The organism is Bradyrhizobium ottawaense (assembly GCF_900099825.1).
Taxonomy (GTDB): Bacteria; Pseudomonadota; Alphaproteobacteria; order Rhizobiales; family Xanthobacteraceae; genus Bradyrhizobium; species Bradyrhizobium ottawaense_A.
In genome coordinates this window covers 7,965,867-7,982,665 of record NZ_LT629693.1, presented here as the reverse complement: position 1 = coordinate 7,982,665, position 16,799 = coordinate 7,965,867, and the positions used below count along the sequence as shown (strand labels likewise).

Annotated in this window: 15 protein-coding genes and 1 pseudogene; 11 read left to right on the top strand and 5 right to left on the bottom strand. The window is 63.9% G+C overall.

The window, feature by feature from the left end; genetic code table 11:
- Positions 1-56 precede the first annotated feature (56 nt).
- The 8 genes from dusB to mgtE all read left to right on the top strand — a co-directional run bounded on the left by dusB (position 57) and on the right by mgtE (position 11,058).
- Positions 57-1,058, top strand: coding sequence for a tRNA dihydrouridine synthase DusB (dusB, locus tag BLR13_RS37690; protein WP_074829501.1), 1,002 nt, complete (start codon positions 57-59; stop codon positions 1,056-1,058).
- Entirely contained in the window at positions 1,055-2,230 is a 1,176-nt protein-coding gene (locus BLR13_RS37685; protein ID WP_074829507.1) for a two-component system sensor histidine kinase NtrB, read from the top strand. Before dusB ends, BLR13_RS37685 begins: the two co-directional genes overlap by 4 nt.
- Before the next feature lie 9 nt (positions 2,231-2,239).
- Complete coding sequence (gene ntrC / locus BLR13_RS37680) at positions 2,240-3,682, top strand: nitrogen regulation protein NR(I) (protein WP_074829512.1); 1,443 nt, start codon at positions 2,240-2,242, stop codon at positions 3,680-3,682.
- A 177-nt stretch (positions 3,683-3,859) separates the two neighbouring features.
- Positions 3,860-6,208, top strand: coding sequence for a sensor histidine kinase NtrY-like (locus BLR13_RS37675; protein ID WP_074829514.1), 2,349 nt, complete (start codon positions 3,860-3,862; stop codon positions 6,206-6,208).
- A gap of 17 nt (positions 6,209-6,225) precedes the next feature.
- Positions 6,226-7,596 carry a sigma-54-dependent transcriptional regulator gene (locus tag BLR13_RS37670; RefSeq protein WP_074829517.1) on the top strand — a complete coding sequence of 457 codons (1,371 nt, stop codon included), beginning with the start codon at positions 6,226-6,228 and terminating at the stop codon, positions 7,594-7,596.
- A gap of 269 nt (positions 7,597-7,865) precedes the next feature.
- Complete coding sequence (gene hfq, locus BLR13_RS37665) at positions 7,866-8,114, top strand: RNA chaperone Hfq (RefSeq protein ID WP_006020546.1); 249 nt, start codon at positions 7,866-7,868, stop codon at positions 8,112-8,114.
- An 11-nt stretch (positions 8,115-8,125) separates the two neighbouring features.
- Entirely contained in the window at positions 8,126-9,502 is a 1,377-nt protein-coding gene (hflX, locus tag BLR13_RS37660; protein WP_074829520.1) for a GTPase HflX, read from the top strand.
- A 182-nt stretch (positions 9,503-9,684) separates the two neighbouring features.
- Positions 9,685-11,058, top strand: a complete 1,374-nt coding sequence (gene mgtE, locus BLR13_RS37655; protein WP_074829522.1) for a magnesium transporter — start codon at positions 9,685-9,687, stop codon at positions 11,056-11,058.
- On the opposite strand, the gene mazG is transcribed toward mgtE, so the two are convergent.
- Together mazG and BLR13_RS37645 are read right to left on the bottom strand one after the other, a co-directional pair.
- On the bottom strand, positions 11,053-11,883 hold the full coding sequence (gene mazG, locus BLR13_RS37650) for a nucleoside triphosphate pyrophosphohydrolase (protein WP_074829526.1): 831 nt from the start codon (positions 11,881-11,883) through the stop codon (positions 11,053-11,055). The two genes, mgtE and mazG, sit on opposite strands and share 6 nt — an antisense overlap.
- Positions 11,884-11,983: 100 nt before the next feature.
- Positions 11,984-12,508: a hypothetical protein gene (locus BLR13_RS37645; RefSeq protein WP_074829529.1), complete on the bottom strand. Its 525-nt coding sequence runs from the start codon at positions 12,506-12,508 to the stop codon at positions 11,984-11,986.
- 119 nt (positions 12,509-12,627) lie between these two features.
- On the opposite strand from BLR13_RS37645, the gene queC reads away from it, so the two are divergent.
- Positions 12,628-13,341, top strand: coding sequence for a 7-cyano-7-deazaguanine synthase QueC (queC, locus tag BLR13_RS37640; protein ID WP_074829532.1), 714 nt, complete (start codon positions 12,628-12,630; stop codon positions 13,339-13,341).
- Here the strand turns inward: queC and BLR13_RS37635 are convergent.
- Genes BLR13_RS37635 through nthA form a run of 3 tightly spaced genes read right to left on the bottom strand, consistent with a single transcriptional unit; the run spans position 13,338 to position 15,006 of the window.
- Positions 13,338-13,715 (bottom strand): nitrile hydratase accessory protein, encoded by a 378-nt coding sequence (locus BLR13_RS37635; protein ID WP_074829535.1) that lies wholly within the window; start codon positions 13,713-13,715, stop codon positions 13,338-13,340. The genes queC and BLR13_RS37635 overlap by 4 nt on opposite strands.
- Positions 13,715-14,374, bottom strand: a complete 660-nt coding sequence (gene nthB / locus BLR13_RS37630; protein WP_074829536.1) for a nitrile hydratase subunit beta — start codon at positions 14,372-14,374, stop codon at positions 13,715-13,717. The genes BLR13_RS37635 and nthB overlap by 1 nt, the downstream gene beginning before the upstream one ends.
- Positions 14,371-15,006: a nitrile hydratase subunit alpha gene (gene nthA / locus BLR13_RS37625; protein ID WP_074829538.1), complete on the bottom strand. Its 636-nt coding sequence runs from the start codon at positions 15,004-15,006 to the stop codon at positions 14,371-14,373. Before nthA ends, nthB begins: the two co-directional genes overlap by 4 nt.
- A 62-nt stretch (positions 15,007-15,068) precedes the next feature.
- Between nthA and BLR13_RS37620 the strand changes: the two genes are divergently transcribed.
- Together BLR13_RS37620 and BLR13_RS37615 are read left to right on the top strand one after the other, a co-directional pair.
- Positions 15,069-15,836, top strand: coding sequence for a hypothetical protein (locus tag BLR13_RS37620; protein ID WP_091976983.1), 768 nt, complete (start codon positions 15,069-15,071; stop codon positions 15,834-15,836).
- Between the two features lie 42 nt (positions 15,837-15,878).
- A pseudogene (locus BLR13_RS37615) lies at positions 15,879-16,684 on the top strand (enoyl-CoA hydratase/isomerase family protein).
- The last annotated feature ends 115 nt before the right edge of the window (positions 16,685-16,799 follow it).

The window sequence follows — 16,799 nt, the reverse complement described above, 5'->3', positions numbered from 1 at the left end:
GCCGTGCCAACCATGAGAACTCCGTGACCGGCCTGGAAAGTTCACGCCCTAAGCCGTTGAAAATAGGCGAGATTGCTGTCGCCAACCGGGTTCTCCTGGCGCCGATGTCGGGTGTCACCGACGCGCCCTTTCGGCGACTCTCTGCCGCCCTCGGCGCCGGGCTGGTGGTTTCGGAGATGACCGCCAGCGACGACCTCGTGAATGGCAAGCCAATGTCGCGGTTGCGCTGCGAGGCCGCCGGCATCGGGCCGCATGTGGTTCAGCTCGCCGGCTGTCAAACGCACTGGATGTCGGAGGGGGCGAAGGTCGCGGAAGCCGCCGGCGCCGACATCATCGACATCAATATGGGCTGTCCCGCGCGTCACGTGACCGGCGGCCAATCCGGCTCGGCGCTGATGCGCGATCTCGATCACGCGTTGAAACTCATCGAAGCGACCATCGCTGCCGTGAAGGTGCCGGTGACCTTGAAGATGCGGCTCGGCTGGGACGATCGTTCGCACAACGCGCCCGAACTCGCGCGGCGCGCGGAAGCCGCCGGCGTGCAGATGATCACGGTGCACGGGCGCACGCGTTGTCAGTTCTACAAGGGCGAGGCGGATTGGGGCGCGGTGCGCGCCGTCAAGGATGCGATCACGGTTCCGCTCGTCGTCAACGGCGACATCACCTCGTTCGAAAAAGCGGTGCGCGCGCTCGAGATGTCGGGCGCCGATGCCGTGATGGTCGGCCGCGGCGCACAGGGCCAGCCGTGGTTGCCGGGCCAGATCGGCCGCCAGCTCGAGACCGGAAAAGCCGAATCCACGCCTGATCTCGCCGAGCAGCTCGCGCATATTCGCGCGCTCTACGACGAGGTCTGCCGCCTTTACGGCTTGCGCGTCGGCTTGAAGCACGCGCGCAAACATCTCGGCTGGGCGCTGGAGATCGCGGCGCAGTGCAGCGGCGCACCGGCCGAAAAACTCAAAACCTGGCGTCAGAACATTCTGACGTCGGAGGATCCGCACCGGGTGCATCGATCGCTCCAGGATGCGTTTGACGATTTTGCTTGGAGTGCAGCTGCATGACGTCCGTCGCAGAACATCGCCGGCACTTGCCCACCGACGGTGAGGCGATCCTCAACGCATTGCCCAATCCGGTGCTGCTGGTGGCGCCGGACGGCCGCATTGTCGACGCCAACATCGCCGCCGAATCCTTCTTCGAAATCTCGACCCAGTTCCTGCGCCGGCAGTCGCTGAAGGAACTGGTGCCGTTCGGCAGTCCGCTGCTGGCGCTGATCGATCAGGTGCGTTCGAGCGGCTCGCCGGTCAATGAATACAAGGTTGATCTCGGCACGCCGCGGATCGGCGGCGACCGCCAGGTCGATCTTCATGTGGCTCCGTTGACGGAGCGGCCGGGCCATATCGTGGTCATGCTGCAGGAGCGTACCATCGCCGACAAGATGGACCGGCAACTGACCCATCGAAGCGCGGCGCGCTCGGTGATCGCGCTGGCGGCGATGCTGGCGCATGAAATCAAGAATCCGCTGTCCGGCATCCGGGGTGCGGCGCAACTGCTGGAGCAGGCGGCCTCGTCCGAAGACCGCATGCTGACGCGGCTGATCTGCGACGAGGCCGACCGCATCGTGACACTGGTCGACCGCATGGAAGTGTTCGGCGACGATCGCCCGGTGGCGCGCGGGCCCGTCAACATCCATTCCGTGCTCGACCACGTCAAACGGCTGGCGCAGTCCGGCTTTGCCCGCAACATCCGCTTCATCGAGGACTACGATCCGTCGCTGCCGCCGGTGCTGGCCAATCAGGACCAGCTGATCCAGGTGTTCCTCAACCTGGTGAAGAACGCCGCCGAAGCGGTCGCCGATCTCGGCAGCGATGCGGAGATCCAGCTCACCACGGCGTTCCGGCCCGGCGTTCGCCTGTCGGTGCCGGGCAAGAAATCGCGGGTGTCGCTGCCGCTCGAATTCTGCGTCAAGGACAACGGCTCCGGCGTGCCGGAAGATCTGCTGCCGAACCTGTTCGACCCCTTCGTCACGACCAAGCAGACCGGCAGCGGGCTCGGGCTGGCGCTGGTGGCCAAGATCGTCGGCGATCACGGCGGCATCATCGAATGCGAATCCCAGCCGCGGAAAACCACGTTCCGTGTGCTGCTACCGATGTTCAATTCCACCAAGCACTTCGACCACAGCAACCGCGATGACGTTTCGGGTACGCCGTCGCCTGCCTCAGGGAATACAAGATGAGGAATAACAATGCCCGCAGGTAGCATCCTAGTCGCTGATGACGACACCGCCATCCGCACGGTTCTGAACCAGGCCCTTTCGCGCGCCGGATACGAGGTGCGCCTGACAGGGAACGCGGCGACGCTGTGGCGGTGGGTCAGCCAGGGCGAGGGCGATCTCGTCATCACCGACGTGGTGATGCCCGACGAAAACGCGTTCGATCTGCTGCCGCGGATCAAGAAGATGCGGCCGAACCTGCCCGTCATCGTGATGAGTGCGCAGAACACCTTCATGACGGCGATTCGGGCCTCGGAGCGCGGTGCCTACGAATATCTGCCGAAACCGTTCGACCTGAAGGAGCTGATCACCATCGTCGGCCGCGCTTTGGCCGAGCCGAAGGAGCGGGTGGCCAACGCACCCGACGAGGGCGAATTCGATTCGATCCCGCTGGTCGGCCGCTCGCCGGCGATGCAGGAAATCTACCGGGTGCTGGCGCGGCTGATGCAGACCGACCTCACCGTGATGATCTCCGGCGAGTCCGGCACCGGCAAGGAACTGGTCGCCCGCGCGCTGCACGACTACGGCAAGCGCCGCAACGGCCCGTTCGTCGCGGTCAACATGGCGGCGATCCCGCGCGACCTCATCGAATCCGAATTGTTCGGCCATGAGCGCGGCGCGTTCACCGGCGCCAATACCCGCGCGTCCGGCCGGTTCGAACAGGCCGAAGGCGGCACGCTGTTCCTCGACGAAATCGGCGACATGCCGATGGAGGCGCAGACGCGACTGCTGCGCGTGCTGCAGCAGGGCGAGTACACCACCGTCGGCGGCCGCACGCCGATCAAGACCGACGTGCGGATCGTTGCCGCGAGCAACAAGGATTTGCGCATCCTGATTCAGCAGGGCCTGTTCCGCGAGGATCTGTTCTTCCGCCTCAACGTGGTGCCGCTGCGGCTGCCGCCGCTGCGCGAACGCATCGAGGATCTGCCCGATCTGATCCGGCACTTCTTCTCGCTGGCGGAAAAGGACGGACTACCGCCGAAGAAACTGGATACGCTGGCGCTGGAACGCCTCAAACAGCATCGCTGGCCGGGCAACGTGCGCGAGCTGGAAAACCTGGCGCGGCGGCTGGCGGCACTCTACCCGCAGGACGTGATCACGGGCTCGGTGATCGATGGCGAGCTGGCGCCGCCGGCGGTCGCATCGGGCGGTAATGCCCCGCTGGGGGTGGAAAATCTCGGCGGTGCGGTCGAGGCCTATCTGTCCTCGCACTTCTCGGGCTTCCCGAACGGCGTGCCGCCGCCGGGCCTCTACCACCGCATCCTGAAAGAGATCGAAGTGCCGCTGCTCACGGCGGCGCTGGCGGCCACCCGCGGCAACCAGATCCGCGCGGCCGACCTACTCGGGTTGAACCGCAATACCCTGCGCAAGAAGATCCGGGACCTCGATATTCAGGTCTACCGCAGCGGCGGCTAGCGCCATTTCATGGGGCGGCCGGCGAGCCGCCACGCCATGGGGCGCATCGCCGCTGGGGATGTCTCAGTCCCGCGGCCGGGCGCGCCGCGGAATTGTCGTAATTTGGCAACATTGTGATATGAATGCATCAGTCCGCAGCCAGTGGATCCTAAGCCTTTCATCACACCGATTGCCGGAATGACCACCGCAGAGACCTCGGCGCCATCATTCGACCCGTCGATTACCGAATCCGCAGGAGGGCTCCTGCGGAAATGGGTGGCGCCGTTTGCGGTCGGAATCGCACTGCTGTCGGCGTTCCTGACCTTCATGGTGCTGAGCGGCCTGACACCGATCGAGCCGACCCGCCAAGTCGTCTATTCCTTCCTGCTGATCAATGCCGCGACTATCCTGCTCCTGGTCGGCATCATCATCCGCGAAGTCTGGCTGGTGATTCAGGCCCGGCGTCGCGGCCGGGCGGCGGCGCGGCTGCACGTCCAGATCGTCAGCCTGTTCTCCATCATTGCGGTGTTGCCGGCGGTGCTGGTGGCTGTTGTCGCCAATGTCACCATCGACCGCGGTCTCGACCGGCTGTTCTCGGGTCCGACCAAGGAGGTGATGCAGAACGCGCTGATCGTGGCCCGCGCCTACACCTATGAGCATGCGCAGTTCATCCGCGGAGACATCCTGGGGATGGCCCACGACATTGCTCAGGCCCGCCCGCTGTTCGACCAGGACCGCCGGTCGTTTCGCGAATTGCTGACGGCCAGTGCCGCCTCGCGCAACCTGCCGGGGGCGATGCTGATCGACAAGGATCGCAATCTGCTGGAGACCGCGCAAACCGGAATCCAGCAGGAATTCACGACGCCGCCGCAGGAATTTCTCAGCAACGTCGACGAGAACGAGCCGCAGATCGCGGTGTTTCCCGAAGCCAATTACGTCGCGGCGGTGATCCGGCTGCGCGCCTTCAACGACACCTTCCTCTACGTGGCGCGGCTGCTCGACCCCCGCGTGGTCGCGCAGCTCCGGCAAACCGAGGCCAGCGTCGCCGAATACGCCCAGATCGAATCGCGCCGGCTCGGCATTCAGGTCGCCTTCGCGCTGATGTTCGCGGTGATCGCGCTGACCATCCTGATGGCCTCGGTGCTGATCGGGCTGAATTTCGCCAACTGGCTGGTGACGCCAATCCGCAACCTGATGAGCGCCGCCAATATCGTGTCGACCGGCGACCTCCACGTGCAGGTGCCGGTCCACAAATCCGAAGGCGATCTTGCCCAGCTCGGCCAGACCTTCAACAAGATGACGCAGGAATTGCGTACCCAGCGCGACGAACTGGTCAGCGCCTCGGACCTGATCGACAGCCGCCGCCGCTTCATCGAGGCGGTGCTGTCGTCGGCCAGCGCCGGCATCATCGGCGTCGATGCCTCCGGCAGCGTCGGCATCCTCAACCGCTCGGCCGAAAAGCTGATCGGCCACGCCGAATCGGAGACGCTGGACCATCCGCTATCGGACGTGCTGCCCGAGCTCGACGACATGATGAAAACCGCGCGTGAGGGCACCCAGCGCCTGGTGCAGGGCCAGATCACGATCACGCGCGACGGTCAGGAGCGCAATCTGTCGGTTCGCGTCAGCGCCGAACAAACCAGCCAGGCGCGCGACAGCTACATCATCACGCTCGACGACATCACCGACCTCGTGTCCGCGCAGCGCACCTCCGCCTGGGGTGATGTCGCGCGCCGCATCGCCCACGAGATCAAGAATCCGCTGACGCCGATCCAGCTTTCGGCCGAACGCATCCGCCGCAAATTCGGCAAGGTCATCGTCGAGGACAAGGGCATCTTCGAGCAGTGTACCGACACCATCGTGCGACAGGTCGACGACATCAGACGGATGGTGGACGAATTCTCCCGCTTCGCGCGGATGCCGAAGCCGGTGATGGAGGGCGAGGACGTCGCCGACACCGTACGCCAGGCGGTATTCCTGATGAAGGTCGGGCATCCCGATCTCGATATCGTGGCCGAAATCAAGCAGGATCCGATGCGGGCGCAGTTCGACCGCCGGCTGATTTCGCAGGCGTTGACCAACATCATCAAGAATGCGACCGAAGCGATCGAACAGGTTGCGCCGGACGAACTCGACAAGGGGCGGATCGATGTCGTCGCCACGCGCGAGAACGACGACATCGTGATCGACGTGATCGACAACGGCATTGGGCTGCCCAAGGTGAGCCGTGCCCGCCTGCTGGAGCCCTATGTGACGACGCGCCAGAAGGGCACCGGGCTGGGCCTCGCGATCGTCGGTCGCGTGCTCGAAGACCATGGCGGCCGCATTGAACTCAAGGATGCCTCCGATTTCCGGCCCGGACAGCGCGGCGCCTGGATGCGGTTGCGGTTCTCCGTCACGGGGCAGCCGCCGAAAGGCGAATCGAAGGAGCAGGCGCCGCAGACGAGCGAGCAGGGCGGCGAAACAAAGATGCCTGGCTCCGAAACCAATGAGGCTGGTTCCACGACCAATGATGAAGCAAAAACTGAAGCCGCAACCGGCAACTGACAAGACAGGTGTAACCCATGGCCAGTGACATTCTGATTGTCGATGACGAGGCAGATATCCGCGATCTCGTTGCGGGCATTCTGGAGGATGAGGGCTTCCAGACCAGGACGGCGCGCGACAGCGATTCGGCGCTCACGGAGATTGCCAACCGGCGTCCGCATTTGGTGTTCCTCGATATCTGGCTGCAGGGCTCCAAGCTCGACGGTCTGCAGCTGCTCGAGCAGATCAAGAAGGATCACGCCGACGTGCCCGTGGTGATGATCTCCGGCCACGGCAACATCGAAACGGCGGTCGCGGCGATCAAGCGCGGAGCCTATGACTTCATCGAAAAGCCCTTCAAGTCGGACCGGCTGATCCTGGTCGCGACACGGGCCCTGGAAACGTCGCGCCTCAAGCGCGAGGTGAAGGAACTGAAACAACTTGCGCCCGCCGCCAGCGTCCTGACCGGGCGCTCGGCGTGCATGAACCAGCTGCGCCAGACCATCGACCGGGCCGCCAAGGCCAACAGTCGCATCCTGATCGTCGGCCCCTCCGGTTCAGGCAAGGAACTGGCGGCGCGCACGCTGCATCATGCCTCGAGCAGGGCGGAAGGTCCGTTCGTCGTCATCAACGCCGCCGCGATCACGCCGGAGCGGATGGAAGTCGAGCTGTTCGGGATCGAGCAGTCGAACGGCGAGCAGGCGCGCAAGGCCGGTGCGCTGGAAGAGGCCCATGGCGGCACGCTGTTCATCGACGAAATCGCCGACATGCCGCGCGAGACCCAGAACAAGATTCTCCGCGTGCTGGTCGATCAGACCTTTCAGCGCTCCGGCGGCACCGTCAAAGTGCATGTCGATGTCCGCATCATTTCCTCGACCGCGCGCAATCTCGAGGAGGAGATCGCGGAAGGGCGATTCCGTGAGGATCTTTATCACCGGCTCTCGGTGGTGCCGATCCGGGTACCGCCGCTGTCGGAACGCCGCGAGGACATTCCCGAGCTGATCGACTATTTCATGGACCAGATTTCGGTGGCCAGCGGCTTGCCGAAACGCCAGATCGGCCAGGACGCGATGGCGGTGTTGCAGTCGCATGTCTGGCCCGGCAACGTGCGCCAGCTCCGCAACAACGTCGAGCGTGTGATGATTTTGGCGGGCGGCGGGCCCGAGGTGATCATCACTGCCGACATGCTGCCGCAGGACGTCGGTTCGATGGTGCCGGCGATGCCGACCAGCAACAACGGCGAACACATCATGGGGTTGCCGCTCCGCGAGGCGCGGGAAGTTTTCGAACGCGATTATCTGATCGCCCAGATCAGCCGATTCTCCGGCAATATCTCGCGAACGGCGGAATTCGTCGGCATGGAACGCTCGGCGCTGCACCGCAAGCTGAAGGCGCTGGGAGTGGGGTAGGGCTCGAGCTGCCGCGGTCCTGGGCGGGCCGCAATTCATGCACTTGCTTGGGAATATTCATCTCTTTCCGTACTTTTGCGGAGAATGAAAAGCAGGTTCCTCGTGGGTGACGCGTGAACCGGCTTGCCTAAAAACCGCGCCTGCCCTCTAATCGTACCGCCGAGCCGACCGGAGGGGGATCTCAGGGTGGGACGGCGATCGGGGGAGGCTCCGTTAGAGAGCAACAACCGGTTTAATAAAAAGAAGCACAAGACGGCGGGATAAAAACAATGGCGGCAGACCGCGCACAAAATCTACAAGACACCTTCCTCAACCACGTTCGTAAAACCAAGACGCCACTCACGATCTTCCTGGTCAACGGAGTGAAGCTGCAAGGGATTGTCACCTGGTTCGACAATTTCTGCCTGTTGCTGCGGCGCGACGGTCATTCGCAGCTTGTCTACAAGCATGCGATTTCGACCATTATGCCCGGCGCTCCGATCCAGTTGTTCGAGGGCGGCGAGGATGCTCCGGCGTGAGAGTGACCTGATTGGAACCCCTGGACCGTAATGGGGAAGCCGACCGACCGAGGTCGGCGGGGGGCCAACAAACCGGGCGGGTGATTGTCATCGGCCCGTATTTGCGGATGCGCCGCGGCGATGCCGACGCGCAGACGAACGATGGCGTGCGCGATTCCGACGCGCGCATCGAGGAGGCCGCAGGCCTCGCGCGTGCCATCGACCTTACCGTCGTGGAAGCGCTGATCGCACCTATCAGCCAGATCCGGCCTGCGACCTATCTCGGCAAGGGCAAGGTCGAGGAGATCACGGGTCTCATCGCGGGCCACGATATCGAGCTCGTGGTGATGGATTGCGCGCTGTCGCCGATCCAGCAGCGCAATCTCGAGAAGGCCTGGAACACCAAGGTGCTCGATCGCACCGGACTGATCCTGGAAATCTTCGGCCGACGCGCCAAGACCAAGGAAGGTTCGCTTCAGGTCGAACTTGCGCACCTCAACTACCAGCGCAGCCGGCTGGTACGGTCCTGGACCCATCTGGAGCGCCAGCGCGGCGGCTTCGGCTTCATGGGCGGTCCCGGCGAGACGCAGATCGAGGCCGACCGCCGCCTGATCGGCGACCGCATCACGCGGCTGGAAAACGAAATCAAGAAGGTGCAGGCGACGCGGCGGCTGCATCGCGCCGGCCGGCAGCGCGTGCCGTACCGCGTGGTGGCGCTGGTCGGCTACACCAATGCCGGCAAGTCGACGCTGTTCAACCGGCTCACGCGCGCCGAGGTGCAGGCCGCCGACATGCTGTTTGCCACGCTCGATCCGACGTTGCGCGCCCTGAGCCTGCCGCATGGCGGCAAGGCGATGCTGTCGGACACCGTCGGTTTCATTTCCAACCTGCCGACGCAACTCGTCGCCGCGTTTCGCGCCACGCTGGAAGAGGTGCTGGAGGCGGATATCATTCTGCATGTCCGCGATATCTCGCATGAGGACGCGGAGGCGCAGGAGCGCGACGTCGACGCCGTGCTGCGTCAGCTCGGCATCGATCCCGATGCCGGCGCACGTCTCCTCGAAGTCTGGAACAAGATCGACCGTTTCGACCCCGAGGAGCGCGAAAACCTGCGCAACATCGCCGCCCGCCGTCCGCCGGAGCGGCCATGCTTCCTGGTCTCCGCCGAAACCGGCGAGGGCATCGAGGCGTTGCTGACCGCGATCGAGGACCGGCTGGCTGCGACCCGAATTACGCTCGACCTGTCGATCGAGGCGTCGGACGGCGCAGGCATCAGCTGGCTGCATCGCAACGCCGAAATTCTGGCCAAGGAATTGCACGACGACCGCTTCGACATGACCGTGCGCGTCGACGAGACCAAGCGGGATATTGTGGTCTCGCGGTTCGATGCGGTGCCGCGCGTGGCATGAGCCCGGCGCATCCCGGGCCGGACCTTGGTCACGACAGCGATTGTAACAATGGTATGACCCCGGGGTTGGATCACCAGGCTACGGCCTGATGTTTTGGGTCCGAACCTCAGCCGTCCACTTTGTGTTTGAGTTTTGCACGGGCTTGGTCCATTCCGCTCTGGGCGCCAAGAGCGAGGTCCGTGATGCCGAATTCCCCCGAGACGACCGTTGCTGCCGTCGAAGCCGCGCATGCGGCAGGCGATCTCGGGCTCGAAAGGGCGCCCGATATCATTGTGGCGCTCAACGCCCGCCCGCCGGAAGCTGCCGCCGAGATCCTTCAGCATTTGTCTTCGGAAAAGGCGGTCGAGGTTCTCGATCAGCCCGGAATTGACAACGTCTGCGAGATTATCGCGGCACTCCCCACCGCGACAGCCGTCGCTTTATTGTCGGCCGTGTCCGCGGATCGTGCCGCCGATATTTTCAGGGAGCTGATCGAGCCGCTCCGGACCACGCTGTTAAATGGCCTGAACCAGGAAACCCGGACCACCGTCTCGGAACTGCTGGCCTATCCCGAACGCAGCGCCGGAAGCATCATGACGACCGAGTTCGTCAGCGTACCCTCGAACTGGACGATCGCGGAGGTGCTGCATCACATCCGGATGGTCGAGCGCACCCGCGAAACCGTCTATTCCATCTTCGTGGTCGATCCCGTCAAGAAGACGCTGATCCAGGCGGTCCCGCTGCGCCGTCTGATCTCCGGCGATCCGCATGCCAACGTCCTTACCGCCGCGCCCGCCCGCAAGCCACTGACGGTCGGGCCGCAATCCGACCGCATGGACGCGGCGCGCCTGATATCGAAATATGACCTGCTTGCGGTAGCCGTTGTGGACGGGCTGGGCCATGTGCTGGGCATCGTCACCGTCGATGACGTCATCGACGCCATCGTCCAGGAATCCACCGAAGACGTTCAGAAGTTCGGCGGCATGGAGGCGCTGGACGAGCCTTATCTGCGGATCAGTTTTCTCGAGATGATCAAGAAGCGTGGCGGCTGGCTCTGCGCGCTCTTCCTGTCCGAAATGCTGACGGCCAGCGCGATGCAGACATTCCAGGGCGAACTCGAGAAGGCGATCGTGCTGACGCTGTTCATTCCCCTGATCATGAGTTCGGGCGGCAATTCGGGATCGCAAGCGACATCGCTGCTGATTCGCGCGCTGGCGTTGCACGAACTTCGGCTGCGCGACTGGTGGCGGGTCGCGGTGCGCGAACTGCCGACCGGCCTGATGCTGGGCGCCATTCTCGGCCTGATCGGAATAGTCAGGATAACGGTCTGGCAGACGCTGGGTATTTTCGACTACGGCGAACATTGGATTTTGGTCGCGATTACGGTCGGAACCACGCTGGTCGGCATTGTGACCTTCGGATCGCTGGCGGGCTCGATGCTGCCGTTTATCCTCCAGCGCGTCGGCTTCGACCCGGCGAGTGCGTCGGCTCCGTTTGTCGCAACGCTGGTCGACGTCACCGGTCTGGTCATTTACTTTGGCGTAGCCGCGCTCATTCTGAGAGGCACATTGTTATAGTCGCTGCCTGCGCTCTGCACCCTTCGCCTCATTCCACAACGCATCCATTTCGGTCAGCGACGCGCTTTCGAGCGAACGGCCTTTGGCTTCCAGGGCGCGCTCGATATAGCCGAAACGGCGTTCGAATTTGGCGTTGGTGCCGCGCAGCGCCGCTTCCGGATCGGCGCCGACATGGCGCGCCAGATTGACCAGCGCGAACAGGAGATCGCCGGTTTCGGCCGCGAGTTCCTCGGCATCGCCGCCGTCGAGCGCGGCCTCGATCTCGTCGGCCTCCTCGCGAATCTTGTGCAGCACCGCGCGCGGGTCGTTCCAGTCGAAGCCGACGGTTGATGCCTTGCGCTGCAATTCCATCGCGCGGATCAGCGCCGGCTGGCCGGCCTTGACGCCTGACAGCAGCGACTTGTGTTCGGCGGGCTGCTGCGGCCGGCGCGCGGCGCGCTCGGCTTTCTCTTCGGCCTTGATGCGGTCCCAGGCTTCCTTGACATGGGAGGGCGTCAAATGCCCGTTCTCGTCGGCGAAGACATGCGGATGCCGCCGGATCATCTTTCGCGAAATGGCTTCGACCACATCGCCGAACGCAAAGGCGTTCTGCTCCTCCGCCATCCGGGCGTGGAACACTACCTGCAACAAGAGATCACCGAGCTCGTCCTTGAGATCGTCGAGGTCGCCGCGCGCGATGGCATCGACGACCTCATAGGCCTCCTCGATGGTGTAGGGCGCGATCGTCGCGAAATCCTGTTCGAGGTCCCACGGGCATCCGGTCACCGGCGTCCGCAGCGCCGCCATGATTTCGAGCAGTCTTGAAATATCGCGGGAAGGGGTCATGCGGCACCGAACTTTCGAGGTTCGGGCTTTATGCCGCAATCGGTCCGCCGATCCCAGCAAAACGAGCCGAAATGGCCACGATTTCCACCGGTTGGCCCGGCTACAGTTGCGGGGCCGCCGGGCGGTGCCGCAGCGCGAGCAAGCGCGCAATCTTCGCCGCGCAAAGTCCGAAAAAGACGATGCAGGCGAGGGCGGTAAGCCGGCTGCCGGGATCGAACACCAACATCACGACGCCGGTCACGACGAATACGATAGAAGCGATTGCCAGCAACCATAACACCACGGCGCTGTGGGCCTGTGCCTGCGACGTCATGCTTTCCTGCAGGGACAATCTTTCGCCGGATCGCTGCAGGCGCGGCAGCACGCGCCACATCCAGGCGAGGTAGAAGCAGACGAGCAGCGCTGCCGCCGCAAGGGGCGCGAGATAGGGTTCGTAGATGCCGGAGGCGATGACCGCCACCAGCGTGACCACCGTGTAGGCTTTCACGTGCTGTCGCAGACGCTGATAGTCTTGCTCCGAGGCGATGGCGTACCCGCTGCCGAGGACACCCCAGGGAAAGAATAACCTGCGGCCATCCTGGGATGTCTTGAAACTGCCGCTGGCGAGACCGTCAAAATAGCCCATGACAGAAAATCCATTGTTGGCGACGCTTGCCGCTAGAAATAGCCTGATGTTTGTGCCAACTCCGTGATGCAGTTCACATTGACAAGACCTACTGAACAAGCGCGTCGGCCAAGGGCACCATGAGCGATCAATCCAATTCCGAAACCGCGCTGGTGCTGTTTTCCGGCGGCCAGGATTCCACCACCTGCCTTGCCTGGGCGTTGCAGCGCTTTGCGCGCGTCGAAATGATCGGCTTCAGCTACGGCCAGCGCCACGCCATCGAACTTGCGTGCCGCGACCGGCTGCTGTCGGGCATCAAAGCGCTACGGCCGGATTGGGCGACAAAACTCGGCGAGAACCATACGCTGGAGATTCCAACGCTGGCCGAAATTTCCGATACCGCGCTGACCCGCGATGTCGCGATCACGATGGGCGCGGATGGTCTGCCCAATACGTTCGTGCCTGGCCGCAACCTGGTGTTTCTCACCTTCGCCGCGGCGCTGGCGTACCGGCGCGGCATCCGTCACATCATCGGCGGCATGTGCGAGACCGATTACTCCGGCTATCCGGATTGCCGCGATGAGACCATCAAGGCGCTGCAGTCCGCGCTCAACCTCGGCATGGCCAAAAACTTCGAACTGCACACGCCGCTGATGTGGCTGGACAAGGCCTCGACCTGGAAACTCGCGCATGACCTCGGCGGGGCAGGGCTGGTCGATCTGATCCGCGAACACTCCCACACCTGTTACCTCGGCGAGCGCGGCGCCCAGCACGATTGGGGTTATGGTTGCGGCGAATGCCCGGCCTGCGCGCTGCGCGCGAAGGGCTGGCGGGAATATGTGGCCGTGACTTAAGCGCCGAAATCCTGTGGCGTCAGTTCGATCGGCGCACCGTGCGGCGTGCGGTCGGCGGCGTGGTCCCAGGCGTCGCGGTAGCGATGCAACGTTTCGGATGTTGCAACACCCTTTTCGGCCACCAGATTTTCCAGCGTCGCCAGCCAATGCCGGTAGTAGGTCTCACCGGTGTCGGGATCGCCGTTGGCCTGCGCGCGCTTGATTTCGGCGGCGAGCGCTGCGGCCCATTCCGTCCAGGTAAACACGCCGCGGTCATGCAGGGTCAGCGCCATGGCGAAGGCGTGCGCCTCCCAAGGCTCACGGAACACGGGGCCGTCCTCGTCACGGGGAATACCCGGCACAGCGTCCGTTGCGCGCGCCGCTGCGGCCACCATCACGCCCGCTCCAGATAAGGCTCGAATGCGTCGATGGATATTTTTAGCGTCGGGTCGGCATCCGGGCCCCACAATTCGACGCTGTCGAATACGACCGTGTAGAGCCATTGCGGATTCTCGCCGGATTCGGTGGCGGCCGTATCCGGGAATACATGACAGCCATGGTCGCGCTCGATCACGCCGACGTGGCCGCGTACGTAGCGCGGCAGCCTTGTATGGGTGGCGGGGTGAATGTTCCGGGCGCGCACGCGATCGCCGGGCTTGAACTTCGCCGGGGCCGGCGCAGCACGGCCGAATTTTCCGCGCACCATGACGCGCTCGACATCGTCGATCCCGAACTTGCCGCGTTTGAGCGGCTTCGGCGGTTGGACCGCATGCCCGGCAGCGACATCCTCGGCGGAGATGAAGCCCTTGTCGAAGAGAAGGTCTTCAAGCCCAAGGAACCACTTCTTGTAATAGGAACTGCCGAGATAGACGTCCGGCCGCAGCATCTCCCGGTAAAAGCGCGACGTATCGATGTTGTATGCGCCGGCCGCGCCCATCGCACGGACCATGGCCATCACGCGCGCTTCCCATGCCGCATGAAACATCGGCTCGTTCGGCTCCGGCTCGACCTTGCCGAAGCCGTCCATGCCGCCCATGTCGTGCACGCCATTCATGACGGCGCGCCCGGCGTTGTTGGAAGGCCGGTGCCGATCATCGAATCGCGCGTCACAAGCTCGGCTAACTGAGCCTCGCTCCAACCCTCGGTACCTGGCGGGCGCATCGGCAGCACCAGGAAACGTGTCTCGGCGGTTGAATCCCAAACGCGGATCTCGATTTCCTTCGGCAGGCTGACGCCAAAGTCGGCGAGCACACCGCGCGGGTCCTTGACCGCGCGAGACCGATAGGGAGCCGCCTTGTACCAGACGGGGGGCAGTCCCAGCATTTCCCAGGGGTAACAGGAGCACAGCGTGCACACGACCATGTTGTGGCGTTGTGGCGTGTTCTCGACGGCGACGAGATGGTCGCCGACCCGGCTGACATGACCGAGCGTGCCGATGGCCTTGGTGGCGTCATCCAGCAGCGCCTGTTTGAAGGCAGGATCGGTCCAGGCCTTGGCGACGACACGCGCGCCGTTGTGCGGGCCGATCTTGGTCTCATAAGCCTGGATGATGGCATCGAGCGCCGCCGGCTCGACGTAACCTTTCTCGGTCAGGATCGTCTCCAGCGCGCGAACGCGCAACTCGGTCTCCGACAATTCCGAATGGTCGTGATCGTGGTGGTGATGGTCGTGATCATGGTTGCTCATGCCGCAAGGATAGTCGCAAAATCCCGGCTATGTCGAGGCGAAGACTCTGTTAGGTTTCCGCTATGGGCATCAGGGCAGGGCATATCAGAATTGCAGCGGCTGCGATCATTTTGACTGGACTTCCGGCCGGAGCCGCGCGGGCCGCCAACGGCGCCTATGCGGTGGATGCCGCCGATATTTCCGAGACCGGATCCTGCAAGGTCGAGAGCTGGATGCAGGCCGCGACCAACACCGATTTCTCGATGGTCGCCAACCCGTCCTGCGTGGTCGATCCGTTCAAGCTCAAGCCGGTCGAACTGAGCATGCTCAGCAACGAAGCGCGCAGCGGCGGCGACTGGAGCACCACATTCGCGCCGAAGGCCAAGATGAACCTGGAGCCGACGGGCGTCGGCAAGCTCGGGTTTTCGTTTTCGGCCGGCGGTCAGTTCGATGCCTTGACCGGGCAAAACCAGACTGTGTTTGCGACGATCCCGGCGACGTTCCGGTTGTCCGAGGTCACGCGCATCAATCTCAATGGCGGCTGGCTGTGGGACCGCACCGTTGACCGGCATTATTTCACCTACGGGATCGGCTTCGACTGGAAATTCACCGACACCTTGCAGTGGACCATCGAGGGCTACGGCCAAGCCGGCCAGTCGGATACGCCAAGCGTGGTACGGCCGCGTTTCCAGACTGGCGTGCGTTACCGGCCCAACGAGATTTTCTCGGTCGATCTCATCTACGGGCACAACATCACCGGCGAGAACGCCAACTGGATCACGCTTGGCACCACGATCCGTTTTCCGGTACCCGGGGGCAGGCCCGCCCGCGAGCGCACCGGTCATTTGTAAGCGCGAAACGACCCAGGAAGAACAAGGGCAGGGAGGCCCCGCTTGACGCAGTTTGTGACCATCGAGAAGGGCCTCGGGCCCGAGGGCCGCATCGCGGTCGTGCGTTTCGACCGTGGCGACGGCATCAACGCCCTGTCGCCGGAGGCGTTGCGCCAGTTGACCGATGCCGCGCGCAGCTTTGAGGATGACGCGGAGACCTCGGTCGTGGTGCTGACGGGCGGCGCCAGATCGTTCAGCGCCGGCTTCGATCTGAAGGACCCCGAGGGCCGGTCGCGCGCGACCATGGACCTCGGCGCGCTGCGCCGGCATCTCAAGCTCGGTCCGCGGCTGACGCGGGCCCGGCAGGAGATGGAACAGATCACCATCGGCGCCATCGAGGGGTTTTGCGTCGGCGGCGGCGTGGCGCTGGCGGTGGCGCTGGATTTCCGCGTCATGGCGCGTGATGCCCACCTGCGCGTGCCCGAGATCGGGCTCGGCATGAACATGAGCTGGCAGAGCGTGCCGCGCATGCTGCACCTGATCGGACCGGCCCGCACCAAGCAGGCCGTGATCCTGGCCGACCAGCGTATCTCGGCGGCGGAAGCCTACGATGGGGGCTGGTGGAAGAGGTGGCCGATCCCGGCAAGGCGTTCGACACCGCAATGGTGCTCGCCGGCAAGGTCGCAGCCCAACCGCCGCTGTCGGTCGCGATGACCAAACTCACCGTCAATCGGCTCGCGCATGCGCTCGACGATCTCGCCGGCCATATGGACCTCGACCAGTTCGCGCTGGCGAGCATGTCCGAGGATCACAAGGAAGGCGTCGGCGCGTTTCTGGAGCGCCGCAAGCCGCGCTTCAGGGGGCGGTAGGAGCAGGTGGAATAACGGAACCTGGCGGAGCCGATCCCACCATCCCGAAATGCGTAATTCGCATAAGGTATATTATGGAATATTTATATCTACAATTAGATCAGATATTTAGGCG